The sequence below is a fragment of the Occallatibacter riparius genome (assembly GCF_025264625.1).
GTDB lineage: Bacteria > Acidobacteriota > Terriglobia > Terriglobales > Acidobacteriaceae > Telmatobacter > Telmatobacter riparius.
The window spans coordinates 4,522,659-4,537,297 of record NZ_CP093313.1 but is presented as its reverse complement, the minus strand read 5'-3'; the positions used below and the strand labels follow the sequence as shown (position 1 = coordinate 4,537,297).

Below are 14,639 nucleotides of genomic sequence, written 5' to 3'. Positions count from 1 at the left end.
CACAGTTCACTCTGTTTTTTTGGCTCAGGGAACCCGGGTTTAGTGTACTTCGTAGTTCACTCATCGGAGGTCCCCGTGCGCCTGAAACTGCTTGCCAGAGGCGTGTGCTTGCTGGCTCTCTCTGCTTTCCTGTTCATTTTGCTTAAGCCACAACATGTAGCGCATGCCGCGCCGCAGGCCGGGCCCGCCTACGCCGCCAATGGCGACATGCTTCCGCCCAATTATCGTGAATGGATCTACCTCACTACCGGTATCGACATGAGCTACAACCCCAAAGCTACCGGGGGCGGTCAGTCCATGTTCGACAACGTGTTTGTGAATCCCGAGGCATATCGCAGCTTTGTTGCCACAGGAACTTGGCCCGACAAGACAGTACTGGTCCTCGAGGGCCGCGTGGCGCGCAGCAAAGGATCGATCAATACTCGAGGACAGTTCCAGTCTGAGCAGCTCATGGGTGGCTTCGAAGTGCACGTGAAGGACCAGGCGCGCTTCCCCAACAAGTGGGCGTTCTTCGACTTCGATTCGCCAACCAAGAATGGCACGCTTATTCCTGAGAAGGCGCCCTGCTACTCGTGCCACCAGCAGCACGCCGCCGTGGATACAACCTTCGTTCAGTTCTACCCGACGCTGCTGCCCATCGCGCGGGAGAAGCATACGCTGAGCGCGGAGTTCGCAAAGGAAGATGCGGCCACTCAGGGTCCGAGTGACAAAGTTACAAAGTGACAGAGCCTTCGAGTGGATCAGCCTGCTCCGGCGATCAAGCGTCCTGAGAACTTGATCACCTGATCATTTGCTATCTGGGCGCGGCAGGCGCCGGTGCAGGAGCGGAAGGCGTTTCCGGCGGCGGCGCAGGCACACCCGACTTGGTGTTGTAAGCATCCACAATGGTCTTGCTGATATCCGTCGAAGGGGCCCAATACAGCACCATCGGGGTCTGGTCCTGTTGTCCGGTGGCGCCCCCATCTATGACTACGGTGAAGCCCTGCTGCTTGGAGTAGTCGAGCACGAGCTGATCCACCTTTTGCGCCACTCTGGAAAATACATCCTGCAATTGCTGCGAGTAGTCGTTCTGGGCGTCGTCGGCCAGGCGTTGCGCCTGCTTCTGCTTCTCGTCGAGTTGGCGACCCTTGGCTGTACGATCGGCATCGCTGAGCGTTGCGCCCTGACTCTGCAACTGCTTGGACAACGCGTCTATCTCATCGCTCAGACTCTTCAATTGATCGCGCTGAGGCTGAAATTTCTTCTGCAGAGCGGCGACGTCGCGCTGGAACTCGTTCGTCGCGGTCACGGCAGCCTGAAACTGAATGATGCCCACCTTTGGAGCCGGCGTTGAGCCCGCGGCCGTGGCGGCTGGATTTTGGGCTGCGGCTGCAAGCGACATTCCTGCAGCCAGAATGACGGAAACGGCTTTGGCGCGCTTCATGGGCCAGGGAGTTCCTCTCGGGTGCACTCTATTTTGTCGGGACGACTGAGGAACAGACGCTGCGCGTAAGAAAAAGGCACAAAGAAATCGGAGCGGTTCTTTTCCTATCCTCCGCAAAACGCCGCGAAAGGATGAGAAACGAGCCAATCTGAGCGCAGGCGGCCCGGGACTACCACGCCTTCAGATCCACAATCGCCTGCAAAATCTTCTCCGGCTGCGGCAGGATAACGTCTTCGAGAATCGGCTGATAGGCCACGAACGTGTCCATACCGGCGACGCGCTTCACCGGCGCATCCAGGTCTTCGAAGAGCTCATCGGCAATGCGCGCGGCAAGCTCAGCGCCGTAGCCCCAGCTCATCATGTCTTCATGCGCAACGATGACGCGGCTCGTCTTGAGGACAGATTCAGCGATGGCTTCCCAATCATACGGATTGAGCGTGCGCAGGTCGATGATCTCCACCGAGATGTCGTGCTTGCGCTCAGCAAGCTGCGCAGCTTGCAATGCACGCGGAACCACTGCGCCGTAGGTGATCAGGGTGATGTCGGTCCCGGAGCGAACCGTGCGCGCCTTGCCGAACGGAATCGCGAAGTCCGGCCCCGGATAAGGCGCGCGGCCATAAGTCTCGCGATAAAGCCGTTTGTGCTCGAGGAACATCACCGGGTCGTCCGAGCGGATCGCTGTGCGCAACAGTCCGTTGGCGTCGAGGGCGTTCGACGGCATGGCAATGCGCAGCCCCGGAATGTGCGTGAAGATGCTTTCGCCCGACTGCGAGTGATAGATCGATCCGCCGGTGAGATAGCCGCCGATCGGCACGCGAATCACAACAGGCGAAGCCCACGCGCCATTCGAGCGCCAGCGCATCAGCGCCAGCTCATTGCGGATCTGATGCATGGCGGGCCAGATGTAGTCGAAGAACTGAATTTCGACAATCGGCTTCATGCCGCGCACTGCATAACCAACGGCGCGGCCAACGATATTGGCCTCAGCCAGCGGCGAGTTGAACACGCGCTCCCCGCCGAATTCCGCCTGCAGGCCGGCAGTCAGCTTAAAGACTCCGCCCTTGCCCTTCGCTTCACCCAGCACGCCTTCGCGGCTCGCGTCGGCAACGTCTTCGCCGTAGATGAGGATGCGCGGGTCGCGGCGCATTTCATCGTGCAGACAGGCGTTGATCAGGTCGGCCATTGTCTTCGGCGCGCTTCCCTGCGAGCTCTTTGACTTGCCGGGAGCCGAACCAGCCTCCGCCGCGTTCTCGTTCGCAAACGGCGGCGCAGTAATGTCGAGGTCTTCCGAATAAACGTGCTTCGAAATGCTGTCGATCTGCGGAAGCGGCGCAGCCAGCGCGGCGTCAGCAGCCTCAATCACTTCCTGGTCCCACTTGTGCTCGAGCTCGGTGATCTGGTCCGTAGTGACGATCTTGTCCCGTAGCAGGCGCATCTGCATGCGATGGATCGGATCCCGCATGGCGTCGGCTTCGCGCTCCGCCGCCGAGCGGTAAAGCTTGTCGTCATCCGAGAGCGAGTGTGAGTAGGGCCGGATGCAATGGCCATGCACAAACGCGGGGCCATTGCCCGCGCGGCACCAGCGCGCAGCATTCTGGAAGGCACGCAGGCACGTCTCAGCGTCGGTCCCGTCAATCTCCTGGAAGTGGAAGTTGGGGAAGTTGGCGACCAGGCGCGAAATATTGCCGCCAGGCGTGTTCACTTCCACCGGCACGCTGATGGCGTAGCCATTGTCTTCAATCAGGAAGATAACCGGCAGCTTCTGGTTCGAGGCCGTGTTAAGCGCTTCCCAGAATTCGCCTTCCGACGTAGACCCCTCGCCGATGCATGCCAGCACCACTTCATCGCCATGGAACTCAACGCCGGCGAACTGGCGGTAATCGCCGTTGGCCTTCTCGGCGGCCTCAGGATGCGCGCTGTAATAGCGACCTGCCTCGGCGCACCCAATGGCATGCAGCATCTGCGTCGCGGTCGACGAAGACGTGCTCACGATGTGCAGCGGCTTGCTGCTCCAGTGGCAGGGCATCTGCCGGCCACCGCTTTGTGGATCGGTTGCAGCGCCCACCGCCTGCAGAAACATGTCGGTCGGCGAAATGCCAAGAGCGAGACAGAGCGCGCGGTCTCGATAGTACGGGAGGAACCAGTCGTATCCGGACCTCAGAGCCAGCGCCGCGCCCACCTGCAGAGCCTCATGCCCAGCCCCGGAAACCTGAAAGAAAATCTTATTCTGCCGCTTTAAGAGAATTTCGCGATCGTCGATCCGGCGAGACATGTACATCAACCGGTAGATGTCGATCATTGCCTGCGGGCTGAGCTCGCCGTTCAATTCTTCTTGCCCAAGCCCCCGCGGGCTGGAAACTGCCAGATCCATCGCCGTTTGCTCCCTCATTCCGGCATCTCAATTCCCTGCTTCGGAGGATCACCTCTCCAGCGCACAACTGAACCGGGACGAACTTAAGTCGTAGTCTCGGCTCAACTTTCCTGGCTTTGGGAAGCCGCGACTCCGGTCGTGCCATAACCCGGAAGTCCACCCGTGATTGTACAACCCGGGAGGCATTCGAGGCAGGGAGGGAGCCTGCCGAGTTCAGCCCGCAAGGTCACCGCGTATAGATGGCGAATGGAGTAGCGGGCTGAGGCGGATCTCCGATGCTGTAGGTCATCTTCTCTTTAACCTCTTTCGCCAGCCGCTCAATCTCGGCCGCTTTGCGCATGCGCTCTGCCGGCGACAGGGCCGATGCACCAGCTTTGGCATCGTTATCGAGTTCCTGCGCCAGGCGGAGAAGCTTCTCGGAATCGGAGATGATCGACTTCTGCCGAAGCAGGTTCAGCTGCACGATTCTCCTTGCCTCGATGCGCCCGTCCATTCCTATCTCGGACTCCGGCTGCGGCTGCTGACGATGCCCAAAATGGTTGGGGGATGGTCCTGACGGTCCGGAAGGCATCACCGGGCTCTGCGCCGCCGCCGGAAGCACCAGGAACGCGGCCAGCGCCAGCACTTCGGGAGAGCCAAAGGCCCGGCGCGCGTTAAGCAACGAAGCTGCAAATCGACGATTCGAACCAGGGGAAGTATGCTCGAACATTTCCCTTTTCCTTTTCGCCATCTCTTACTTTGGCGCGGTCATGGTGAGCTTCATCTTCACCTGCACGTTGTGCGCGAGCCGCTCAATCTCCTCCATCTTGCGCAGCAACTCAGGTGAGGGTTTGTGGCCCGTCGAATCAAGGTACCCGTTTACCTCGGCGGCGAGCTTGAGCAGCGCCAGGCTGTCTTCATCCAACTGGCGCTTGCGCTCCGTGTTGGCCGCCTCGAACTTTACCTTCGTGACCTTCTCCTGGCGCATCATCATGATGGCATTCGCGTCAGGCAGCCGATTGGCGTCGGGCCTCAGCAGGGTCGAAGGCTTGGGCTCGGCTTGGTTAGTAGGCTTCTGCGAGGTGGGCGTTGCCTGCCCAAATGCAGGAAGTAGAGACGCGGCACAGAACAGGCAGAGGAGCCAGGCGCGCACGGACCGGCCGCATACACATTGCGAGGTGCTGGTTCGTTGTCGTCTCAGTTGAACTCGCATGGCCACCATCTCTGCCGCAGAACCAGGACGTTAGCTGGGTCCGCCGGCGGTGAGCTTCATCTTCTCGCGGACGCCCTTGGCAAGCTTCTCGATCATCTCAGCCTTGCGGATGACATTGATCGAGAGCGTGTCCTTGTCCGTTTTGTCGACCTCTTTTTTCAGCTCGGTGGCGAGCTCGAGGATCTTCGAAGAGTCATCAGCGATCTGCCGCCTGCGCTCGGTGTTCGCAGCCTCATAGCTGGCCTTTTTGGTCTGCTGCTGTTGCTGCATTTGCATCTGGGCGTTCTTGTCGGGCGGTTTGCTCAGGACAGGATCGATCAGGGGCCGATCCGGGCTGCCCGGAGGCGCCTCCTGAGCGATGGCGAGCAAAGTGGCCGTGGCGAAAACGAGAACAACGCCCCGCAACCACGTACTCCGACGCGGGCGTCGTTGAGCATCGAGACGATTACCCCTGGGTGTGCCGCTTGGCATGGGAGACTCCTTATGAGGCCGGAGAAATAAGCAAGTCACACATGGGAAAAGGGAAGCGCGATAAGCCATTCTCACATGCGCTCGGGTGAAAATCGACTAAAGACTCGTCATTTTTTTGTCACCCGGCAGAGGCACCCGATATCAAGTTGCAAGTAGGTGCTGCAGCTACAGTTAATGTACGGGGCTTGGTCGGCTGTTGGCCTCGAAACAACTACTTCCGCGGGCATATGGATTCCCGCTTGATCAATATAGATAGGGAAAAGGGGGAGCGGGGATGCACGGTTTCGCCCTGTTTACGATAAGAACCGGACTATTTGCCGAAGGACGGTTCATGGGGAAGGTCCTCGACGAGTGGGCGAGCGACACCCAGGATTTCGTCCGGACGAAGCTGCCGCACCTGGTTGTCCTGGCCGTTGTTGCCCTCGTGCTGGCACGTATTCTGCGGCTCATCACGAACCGGATGATCCGCCTGGCGGAGCGGCACGGCGGAGACATAGTGCGCGTGGCGCAGGTCAAGACGCTGGCAGGCGTCGTCCGCACCACGGGCCTTGCGATCATCTTCGCCATCGTCGGTTTGCAGTTCCTTGAGGCTCTTGGGGTGAACGTGGGCCCGCTGCTGACCTCGGCCGGCGTGGCCGGAGTGGCCATAGGCCTCGCGGCGCAGAACCTGGTCAAAGACATGTTGAACGGCACCATGATCTTGCTGGAGGACCAGTTCAACGTGGGTGATGTGGTGACCGTGGCCGGGCTGACCGGCACGGTGGAGACCATGACGCTGCGCAAGACGACCGTCCGCGGCGGCGACGGAACGCTTTACGTCATTCCCAACTCGCAGATCACCACGGTGGCCAACCAGAGCGTCGACTTCAACAACGCCACCATCAATGTGAGCGTCGACTTCTCCGCCGATCCAAACAAGGTGCTGGAGATTCTGACCTCGATCGCGAATGACGTCCGCAACCAGCCGGAATTCAAGGATGCATTTCTGGCCGATCCGCAGATTCTTGGCGTCGATTCAGTGAAAGGATCGCAGCTGATCTTCCCCGTAATCTTCAAGACCAAGCCGACCAAACAGTACGGGCCCATGCGTGAATTTCAGCGCCGCGTGAGGCTGGCGCTGGAGCAAAACCACATGTTGCCCGGCGACCCCATGCGCGTATTCAATTCGTTCGGCGAAACAGGGCAGGCTCTTGCCACAGCGAGAACCCCGCACGAGGAGCCGGCTAAAGCCGCAGATCCAACCACTTTAAAGCCCCAGGAGACGAACCCGTTCACTGGTGAAGGATGATATCGGCCGCTGAGCCGGCCGATGATGTCACCTCGATCTCGATCACTTGCGCAGGATCTTGTCCATGGACTTTCCTTTGGCCAGTTCATCCACCAGCTTGTCCAGGTGACGGATCTGCTGCATCAACTTGTCCTCGATCTGCTCCACTCGATAGCCACAGATAACGCCGGTGATCTTCGAGACATTGGGGTTCATACGTGGAGCCTGGGCGAAGAAGGTTTGGTAATCGACCTTCGTCTCGATTTGCCGTTGCAGCGTAGCGTCATCGTAGCCCGTGAGCCAGCGGATGATGGCATCAACCTCTTCTTTCGTACGGCCCTTTCTCTCCGCTTTAGCGACCAGCAGCGGGTAGACGCTCGCGAACGACATCCTGAATACCCTGGTGTTGTCCATATGGGCTGTGTCCCCTTCGTACTCGCGATTTTGAGAGGGGCGATTTCGTGCTGGCAGCAGTGTAACTTCCGCCCGATGCCCGGGTACGAGGTCGTCGCGCGATCAGTTTTCTTCCAGCGCCTTCAACAGCTCCTCAGCATCCGTAATCGGCGGCAGGCACGTCCGTCCACGGCAGACGATCGCCCACACATCCTTCCCTTCCGGCGCCGGCACGTTGAGCAGCATCTGGGCCAGCGCTTCGGGAATACCTCCGGGCGTCACGCGAAACGGCCCGATGCGCATGACGGTCTTATTCACGCTGTAGCGCGCCACGGCCAGCGCTTCGAGCCGCGCTGCCTCAGCGCCAGATCCGACAATCACCACCTGGACTGGATCGAGAAGCAGGCGTTCGAGAGCAAGCCCGTAGCTGCCCGCGTAGAGGCCCAGGTGCTCCACGATGCCAGCAAAAGACGTCAGCGTAGTCTCTGCGATTTTGCGATACTCGGAGAGATTCGAGAGCGCTTCAAGCCGCAGCAGTGCTGATGCCGCAGTAGGATTTCCCGCTGGCGTCGGCGAGTCCTGAAGAGGCTTTCGCTTTGCGGTGAGTGCTCCGAGAGTCCCGCCCGTGCTCGCCGTGTCATTAAACGCACCAGCAGTGGAGTCGTAGAAGCGGGCGATCATCGCATCTGCGAGCGTAATTGCGGCGCGGTAGAACTCCATCCGCCCGCTGGCAAACCATCCGTCGAGACAGGCGTGCACGGTGAATGCATAGTCGTCCAGCGTACCGGGAATCTTCTGCGTCTCCTCGCCCGCAAGCTGATCGGAATAGGCGATCACGTGGTTCAGCAGGTCTGCGCCGCTCCACGCTTCTGCCAGCAAACGCCGCAACGTAAGCAGTGCGAAGTTGATCGCCGCGGGATTACGGAGCACGCGTCCAGCTTCGAAATAAGCCGTGATGGCCATCGCGTTCCAGCCCGTATAGAGCGTGCGATCGATGAACGGCATCGGCCGCTGCGCCCGCGCCGCAATCATCTTTGAGCGCGCGGAGGCCAGCAATTGATTGAACTGCTCCACCGAAACACCGACCAGCACCGCCGCTTGCTCTCGCGTCATTTTCACGTGCAGCACGTTCTTCGCGGGATTGTGATGCATGTCGCCGAGTTCGCCGATGTCGTAATAAACCGACGCGGCCTTCAACTCGTCCGGACCAAGCACGGCACGTGCTTCGTCGAGAGTCCAGGTAAAGTAGTCGCCATCGTCGTCGAGCCCGTAGTCAGCATCCTGCGAAGCATAGAAGCCTCCCCGCAAACGGTCCGTCATGTTCGAGTCAAGCCAGAACATAATGTGGTTGGCCACCGACTTGAAGTCCTGCCGAACATAGCTCTGGAACCCGTGCACGTAGTTGCGCAGCAGTTCCGTATTGTCGTAGAGCATCTTCTCGAAGTGCGGAACCAGCCAGCGCTCATCGACTGAATAGCGGTGGAACCCGCCTGCCAGGTGGTCGTACGTGCCGCCGCAGCCCATCTTCTCCAGCGTTGTGAGAAACGCGTCGCGGGCCTGCTCGTTGTCGCGGTTCATCGCCATTTCGAGCAGCAGATCGAGTGCTGCCGGCTGCGGAAACTTGGGCTGCGAGCCGAACCCGCCATTACGAGCGTCGAACTGCGACAGCATCGCTCCGGCGATCTTGTCCACGACGCCTAGGCTCAGTTCGGCTGTCGGTCCCGTGAAGGTCTCGCTGTGCTCCACGGCTGCCATCACGCTCGATGCCGACTCGAGCGCCTCCTCGCGGCGATCCTTCCACACCTGCGCCATGGTCTCCAGGACCCGCGGAAAACCAGGGCGGCCGTAGCGCTCGTCGTGGGGGAAATACGTCCCGCCGAAGTAGGGGTGCCCATCCGGAGTCAGGAACGCCGTCAGTGGCCATCCGCCCTGCCCGCTTATGGCCTGTACCGCAGCCTGATAGCGCGAATCCACGTCAGGGCGTTCGTCGCGGTCAACCTTCACGGCTACAAAATGCTTGTTGACGATGGCCGCAGTCTCAGCATCTTCGTACGACTCCCGGTCCATGACGTGGCACCAGTGGCACCAGACCGCTCCGATATCGAGCAGGATCGGCTTCTCTTCGGCCCTGGCGCGGGCGAACGCCTCCTCACCCCATGGATGCCAGTGCACGGGTTGATGGCGGGCTGAACGCAGGTAGGAAGATGACGAATGATCCAGCCGGTTGGACCCGGAATCGCCTGGGGGGAAGTGGGCTTGCATGGCCGAAGAATAAATGGCCGAAGCCCAACGGAGCCAATCGAGGCAGGTGCTAGAGCCTGCGCGAACCCGCGCCGGCACCTCGTTTCCCAAAGCGGAAAGCGTCGCGATGGAGGAAGCCTACCTTTCGTTGCTTTCCGAGCGGAAATCAGGCAACTGATTGGGGTATATTGTGCATCTGTCGAAGATGACAACCCCCTGGGTCGAACCTTGCTCTTCTATCATTGCTGCACTGTGTTAACTTCTGCCGCACGTATTCATTGCGCCCGAATTGGTTAGACCTCGGTCCTTGCGCCGCAAGAGCGCGGCCGGCCGAAATCAGGAGAAAGTCCTCAATGAAAGACCAGTTCGTGCCTCCGGATGCCGGAATTGCGATGGAATTCCCGGTGCAGCCGATGAGCGACCTGGTGCGCGACTTCGACTGGTCAACAACCCCGCTGGGCTCGGCCGACAAGTGGCCCGAAAGCCTCAAAGCCACCGTTCGCATTCTCCTCACCTCGCGCTTCCCCATGTGGATGGCGTGGGGTCCGGAGCTAACTTTTCTCTACAACGACGCCTACGCCCGCGTAACCCTCGGCAAGAAACATCCCTGGGCCCTCGGCAAGCCCGCAACGGAAGTATGGTCGGAGATCTGGTCGGACATCGGCCCCCGCATCGCGCGCGTAATGGAAACGGGCGAAGCATCGTGGGATGAGACCTTGTTCCTGATCCTGGAGCGCAGCGGCTACCAGGAAGAGACCTACCACACCTTCTCGTACAGTCCGCTCGGCTCCAACGATCACATTGAAGGCATGCTTTGCGTGGTCATGGAAGACACCGGTCGCGTCATCGGCGAGCGCCAGATGGCCGCGCTCGGTACCCTGGGCGCTGCCCTGGTTGACGCCAACACGCGCGAAGAGGTCTTTGCCGCTATCGCGCGAGGCCTGACCGACCAGCGCGACATGCCCTTCGCCCTCACCTACCTGTTCGAGGAGGATGGCTCGCGCGTCCGCCTCGTGGCGCACAGCGGCGTTGAGCTCGGCCAGAAGATCGCCGTGCGCGAGAGCCCTACCGACAGTGAGGACTTCCCCTGGCCCGTCGAGCAACTGCTCCTGACCAATCGTGCCGTGACGGTGGAGAACCTCGCCGAATTGTTCCCCGATCGGCCCCGAGGCGTATGGGACCGGCCTCCCGTGCAGGCGCGCATGGTTCCCATTACCCGCCGCGGCCAGGAGCGGCCTGCCGGCGTATTCATCGCCGGACTCAACCCATACCGGCAACTCACCGCCTCTTACGATCGCTTTCTCGAACTCGTTGCCGGACAGATCGCCGCCGCCATCGTGAATGCCGAAGCCTACGAAGAAGAACGCACCCGGGCTGCGGCACTGGCGGAACTCGACCGCGCCAAAACGGCCTTCTTCTCCAACGTGAGCCACGAACTGCGCACGCCGCTCACGCTGATCCTCGGTCCGATCGAAGACGCGCTAAACAACCAATCCGCGCTCTCGCCCGAATCGCTCGAGCTGCTGCACAGGAATGCCCTGCGCCACGATCAATGTGCGCAGCAAAGAAGGCCTGGGCACAGTCTTCCGCATCTTCATCCCTGTCGATACGACGACCGCAGCCTAGCGTGAGCGTGGCCTTTAGCCGATACCTGAAAACCGACAACTGACAACTCCAGGATCACTGCTGCCCTGTCTGCATCTGCGAGCGATAACGCGAAAGATTTGCACGCAATTGCTGCGCGAGTTCGCGATCGTTGCGCTGCTCGGCGATATCTAACGCGCGCTGCGCCACGTCCACCGCCTTCGCATATTGGCCGGTGTCGGAATAAATTCCGGCCAGCATCTGCAGAATAGCCGGCTCCTTGCCGCCGGTGAGCGAGGCCGCAGCCTCGAAGTGAGGCACCGCGTCCGCGAAGCGGTTGCTCGCCGCCATCGCCCGTCCAAGATTGAACTGGCACTCAGCCGAGCGCGGCGCGAGATCGACAGCCGTCTGCAGCTCCGCTATGGCCTCGTCCATCTGCCCTTCGCGCGCCAGAATCACGCCGTACACATTGTGTCCATCGGAGAGCTTGGGCGCGAGCTCAATTCCCTTCCTCAACTCGGCCTTCGCTTCTTCGCGCGCGCCGCCGCGTACTTCCAGCATGTGTCCCAGATTCACGTGCGCCGCGCCATTATCCGGATTCAGCTCGATGGCCGTGCGGATGTTCTCCATCGCCTCGTCGAGCCTGCCCGCCTCGGCCAGGGCACTGCCAAAATTGTTGTGAGTCTGCGAGCTCTCAGGATTGATCGTCAGCGATCTTTTGTACGCATCAATCGCATCATCAAACTGTCCCATTGCAGCCAGCGCCACACCGAGATTGTTGAAAGGCCGCGCATCCGTCGGATCCTTGGCCGCAGCCACCTTCCATGCGGGAATAGCCTCCGCGTATTTCGCTTCGTCCTGTAGCTGCTGCGCTGTATCGAACTCGCGATAGTAATCAATGGCCGGCGTTTCAATGTGGTCCAAATCGTTCGCGCCGATATTCAAAAATTCCGGAATGTTCACCGCGCGATTCGATGCCGTCGCATTCTCCACTTCAACCGGCGGGCTCGCGTGGCCCTGCTCGTCAATGTGCGTGAGATACATGCGCGTATAGAACGACGGGCTCTTTGACGAGAACACCAGCCATTTCCCGTTCGGCGACCACGAGTGCCACGAGTTCATCACCGGCAGGTTCGACTCAAGCGCCCGCGCTTCCCCGCCCTCGAACGGCACAATGTAAAGCCTGCTGTCAGGCCGCATCAGCAACCCATTCTTGCAGCGCACAAACACAATCCACTTGCCGTCGGGCGAGACCTTGGGGAAGTTGTTGCTCATGCCGTTGTCGCTCGCGCCCCGCACAGGCTCGGCCACTCCGCCCTTTCCGTTATTGAACGGAATGCGGTAAAGATCGTATTGCACCTGAGTCTCGTTGGGATCGTTAGCATACAGCGAGCGCTTGTAGCCCGCCGGATACGGATTGCTCGCCGTGGCACGCGAAAAAATCAGCCACTTCCCATCGGGGCTCCAGAAGGCTGATGTCTGCACGAAATTGGGATCGTCCGCGCCGGGCAATGTCTGCAGCTTGCCGCTCTCCTTGCTATACCAGGCCAGCACGCCGCGCGTGGGATAGAACACCTGCCCAAACCCGTAGTAAGGATAAAAACCGTTGTACAGCCGATCGACAACGCGCATGCCCTTCGCGCGCGGCACATCAATCGAATTCACAACGTATTTGCCATCGGGCGAAACCTGGCTCATGAACCCGAAACGCTTCTGCCCGCCCTCCTCGCTGAAGGCGCTCCAGCGCACCAGGTAGTCGTTGCTGATGGTCGTGACCTTATTCAACGGCGTCAGCGCATAAAGGCCCTTGTCATTCGCAGGTCCGTCGACATCAATGCCCATCACCTTGCCATCGCGCGAGAAGGAGTGGCAATTGCCGCACGTCGGCAGGTTCGTCATCATCAGGTGATTGTGCGTCTCGTTGATATACCGCAGCTCCCAGCGAATCTTGGGCAGCACGGAGTCAGGCAGTGGCTTGATCACGCCGCGCTGCGTCGTTCCCTCCTGCGGAGGAATCAGCGGCACATTGCGATAAAAGATCGGCGCGCCCACAGCATCGCGCGATGTCTCAAACGTAGCCTGCGCGCTCGAAACAGGCTGCGCCGATTTCTCGGCCGCGTATCCGCTGATCGTCACCATCGCCTTCACACCGGTGGAGCGCTTCTTGATCTCCTCCCACATCTTCACATCGGGCCGCCACGCGTGCATCTGCTGCTCTTCAGGGCTCAGCGTCGGCGGAACATAACCGCTGAGACTCGCATCGACTTCGGGGATCTTCAGCTTCTCGCCATCCGACGAAACACGGATCGGCTTCCCCTTCCCGCCGAAATTTATCTCAACGCGCCACACCGTCGCTGCCGGATTGTTATCGCGCCATTTGAATTGCGGGGCAATCACATCGGGCGGGTAGATGGTTCCATTCACCGGCGCGTCGATCAGAATATTGTTCGGCGCTTCCGTCGCCGGGCGAAACATCGAGGGCTGCCGCGCATATTCGGGAAGGAATTCGCTCCCGTCCGGCATCTTCACCAGCGGCGACTGCTGCTCCTGCCCAGCGCGGACGCGGCCCGTCCAGAGCGTTGCGGCCGCCAACAGTGTCAAACCAAGTGCTGCAAATACCCGCTTCAATACGGCCCCCGAAGGTGTCCTTCAGCGCATGCGCGCGGCATCGCGAAAGCCCCTCAGGCGTGGTCCAACGCGAAACCGTATCCCTGGCTGATTTCACTTAAGCGTACGAAGCTAGGACCGCATTCTCCTGTGACTTAGATCACTAGGCGGGTGAGATTGGTCCATGAGATGGGATGGCTCAAGAACAATGCCCCAGACGCAAAACGGCCTTTCCTCACTTCCAATCTGCAAACTGGAAGTGAAGAAAGGCCGATGTTTGTGCGCTGAGCGGGTATTAAAACCGGATCGTCGGTCCCACCGCCACGCGCAGATTGTTGTGCATCCCGTTGCTTACGTAGATCTGATCGCCCGCTTCAAGGCGCAGTCCGAAAGGCCCCGCGAACGCCTCAATGCCGCCGCCCGGATACGCAGCGAAGTGCGTCGAGTTCCCGCCGAACTGGTCAAAAGCGCCGGTGAACGTGCCTGTCGAAGGCCCTTTATTGCTGGTGCTGAATTCCATGAACCCGGCCTTTGCAGTCAAGAACGCGCGGAACGGCCCGGAGGTCCCAACCTGAAACTTCGGCCCGAACAAGCCAGTCAGCGGACGAACTCCGGTTACCACCGTCGTCGTCGTTCCGCCGCTGTTATTGATTGTTGTGAAGTTCCGCTCGAAATCGTACGAGATCTCTCCTTCCATAGCCACGTGCGGATGAACGTTGAAGGCCGCCCGGCCACCCAGGCCGAGGAAGTTAACCGCGCTGTGTCCTGACGGAGCCCAGCGGAAATAATCGCCGTAGGCTGCGAACTCACCGTGGTTATAGGTGCTCTGGCCTTCGCCTGCTCTCTGCACCTGCGATGAAAGGGTAAGGGGAAGCGCCAGGATTGTTGCCATCCCGGCAAGAAGTAATTTGCGCATATAGCTCTACTCCTAAATAGGTCTATGGTCTAAAAGTCGTTCTGAAATCTAGATCTGGCCCCAGGGGATCGCCGCGCCGACTCGTCTGCCCGGCCTCCTCCTCGGACACTAGATGCCGCCCAGTTGTGAGGGGTTGACCCCGCGTCCAGGTACGGAGACCCTCCCGTTCTGTTC

Annotated in this window: 12 protein-coding genes; 3 read left to right on the top strand and 9 right to left on the bottom strand. The window is 60.2% G+C overall.

Features of this window, described 5'->3' with window-relative positions:
• Positions 1–75 precede the first annotated feature (75 nt).
• Positions 76–723, top strand: a complete 648-nt coding sequence (locus tag MOP44_RS18390; protein WP_313901019.1) for a cytochrome P460 family protein — start codon at positions 76–78, stop codon at positions 721–723.
• 70 nt (positions 724–793) lie between these two features.
• Here the strand turns inward: MOP44_RS18390 and MOP44_RS18385 are convergent, their stop codons facing one another.
• The 5 genes from MOP44_RS18385 to MOP44_RS18365 form a co-directional block, all read right to left on the bottom strand.
• Complete coding sequence (locus MOP44_RS18385; RefSeq protein WP_260791709.1) at positions 794–1,423, bottom strand: OmpH family outer membrane protein; 630 nt, start codon at positions 1,421–1,423, stop codon at positions 794–796.
• Between the two features lie 169 nt (positions 1,424–1,592).
• The gene (locus tag MOP44_RS18380; RefSeq protein ID WP_390905445.1) at positions 1,593–3,812 is read right to left on the bottom strand and encodes an alpha-ketoacid dehydrogenase subunit alpha/beta; all 2,220 of its coding nucleotides are present in this window, start codon (positions 3,810–3,812) and stop codon (positions 1,593–1,595) included.
• Positions 3,813–4,020: 208 nt separating this feature from the next.
• Positions 4,021–4,503, bottom strand: a complete 483-nt coding sequence (locus tag MOP44_RS18375; protein ID WP_260791708.1) for a hypothetical protein — start codon at positions 4,501–4,503, stop codon at positions 4,021–4,023.
• Between the two features lie 24 nt (positions 4,504–4,527).
• Positions 4,528–4,926, bottom strand: a complete 399-nt coding sequence (locus MOP44_RS18370; protein ID WP_260791707.1) for a hypothetical protein — start codon at positions 4,924–4,926, stop codon at positions 4,528–4,530.
• Positions 4,927–5,016: 90 nt separating this feature from the next.
• Positions 5,017–5,391, bottom strand: coding sequence for a hypothetical protein (locus tag MOP44_RS18365; RefSeq protein ID WP_260791706.1), 375 nt, complete (start codon positions 5,389–5,391; stop codon positions 5,017–5,019).
• Positions 5,392–5,731: 340 nt separating this feature from the next.
• On the opposite strand from MOP44_RS18365, the gene MOP44_RS18360 reads away from it, so the two are divergent.
• Positions 5,732–6,745, top strand: a complete 1,014-nt coding sequence (locus MOP44_RS18360) for a mechanosensitive ion channel family protein (protein ID WP_260791705.1) — start codon at positions 5,732–5,734, stop codon at positions 6,743–6,745.
• Positions 6,746–6,787: 42 nt separating this feature from the next.
• Here the strand turns inward: MOP44_RS18360 and MOP44_RS18355 are convergent, their stop codons facing one another.
• On the bottom strand, positions 6,788–7,138 hold the full coding sequence (locus tag MOP44_RS18355; RefSeq protein WP_260791704.1) for a DUF2200 domain-containing protein: 351 nt from the start codon (positions 7,136–7,138) through the stop codon (positions 6,788–6,790).
• A 102-nt stretch (positions 7,139–7,240) separates the two neighbouring features.
• Positions 7,241–9,379: a thioredoxin domain-containing protein gene (locus MOP44_RS18350; protein ID WP_260791703.1), complete on the bottom strand. Its 2,139-nt coding sequence runs from the start codon at positions 9,377–9,379 to the stop codon at positions 7,241–7,243.
• Positions 9,380–9,711: 332 nt separating this feature from the next.
• Between MOP44_RS18350 and MOP44_RS18345 the strand changes: the two genes are divergently transcribed.
• A complete protein-coding gene (locus MOP44_RS18345) occupies positions 9,712–10,989 on the top strand; it encodes a sensor histidine kinase (RefSeq protein WP_260791702.1) in 1,278 nt (425 codons plus the stop codon).
• Between the two features lie 49 nt (positions 10,990–11,038).
• Here the strand turns inward: MOP44_RS18345 and MOP44_RS18340 are convergent, their stop codons facing one another.
• Positions 11,039–13,543 carry a tetratricopeptide repeat protein gene (locus MOP44_RS18340; RefSeq protein WP_260791701.1) on the bottom strand — a complete coding sequence of 835 codons (2,505 nt, stop codon included), beginning with the start codon at positions 13,541–13,543 and terminating at the stop codon, positions 11,039–11,041.
• Positions 13,544–13,844: 301 nt separating this feature from the next.
• Positions 13,845–14,465: a hypothetical protein gene (locus MOP44_RS18335; protein WP_260791700.1), complete on the bottom strand. Its 621-nt coding sequence runs from the start codon at positions 14,463–14,465 to the stop codon at positions 13,845–13,847.
• Between the last annotated feature and the right edge of the window lie 174 nt (positions 14,466–14,639).

Bases quoted from the DNA above. Each gene is read 5' to 3' on its own strand.
- MOP44_RS18385 (WP_260791709.1), bottom strand. From the start codon at position 1,423: ATGAAGCGCGCCAAAGCCGTTTCCGTCATTCTGGCTGCAGGAATGTCG.
- MOP44_RS18380 (WP_390905445.1), bottom strand. From the start codon at position 3,812: ATGAGGGAGCAAACGGCGATGGATCTGGCAGTTTCCAGCCCGCGGGGG.
- MOP44_RS18375 (WP_260791708.1), bottom strand. From the start codon at position 4,503: ATGTTCGAGCATACTTCCCCTGGTTCGAATCGTCGATTTGCAGCTTCG.
- MOP44_RS18360 (WP_260791705.1), top strand. From the start codon at position 5,732: ATGCACGGTTTCGCCCTGTTTACGATAAGAACCGGACTATTTGCCGAA.
- MOP44_RS18355 (WP_260791704.1), bottom strand. From the start codon at position 7,138: ATGGACAACACCAGGGTATTCAGGATGTCGTTCGCGAGCGTCTACCCG.
- MOP44_RS18350 (WP_260791703.1), bottom strand. From the start codon at position 9,379: ATGCAAGCCCACTTCCCCCCAGGCGATTCCGGGTCCAACCGGCTGGAT.
- MOP44_RS18345 (WP_260791702.1), top strand. From the start codon at position 9,712: ATGAAAGACCAGTTCGTGCCTCCGGATGCCGGAATTGCGATGGAATTC.
- MOP44_RS18335 (WP_260791700.1), bottom strand. From the start codon at position 14,465: ATGCGCAAATTACTTCTTGCCGGGATGGCAACAATCCTGGCGCTTCCC.